The following is a 338-nucleotide window of genomic DNA, read 5'->3' as shown; positions in this document are numbered from 1 at the left end:
AGCCAGTAGCGCTGCCGCTGGAAGGCGTACGTCGGCAACTGCACCACGGACGCCCCCGTCCCGGCGAACACCGCGGCCCAGTCGACGGCCACCCCACGGACGAACGCCTCGCCCAGCGAGACCAGGAACCGCTCCGGGCCGCCCTCATCACGCCGCAGCGACCCCACCACCACCGCGTCCTCGACGGTCGCCTGCAACGGCATCGTCAACACCGGATGCGGAGACATCTCCAGGAACGTCCCGAACCCGGCCGCCGACAGAGCCCGCACCGCCGACTCCAGCTCCACCGTCTGTCGCAGATTGGTGTACCAGTACCCGGCGTCGAGCCCGGTGGTGTC

1 protein-coding gene is annotated in these 338 nt (G+C 70.7%); it reads right to left on the bottom strand.

Annotation, left to right across the window (positions count from 1 at the left end; all coding sequences use genetic code 11):
- Positions 1 to 338, bottom strand: a 338-nt coding sequence (locus KN815_RS46040) for an acyltransferase domain-containing protein (RefSeq protein WP_216347743.1), incomplete at both ends; no start/stop codon positions are given.

This window comes from Streptomyces niphimycinicus (genome assembly GCF_018883605.1).
GTDB classification, from domain to species: Bacteria; Actinomycetota; Actinomycetes; order Streptomycetales; family Streptomycetaceae; genus Streptomyces; species Streptomyces niphimycinicus.
Note: the sequence above shows the minus strand (reverse complement) of the source record. Positions and strands in the feature narration are given on the sequence as shown.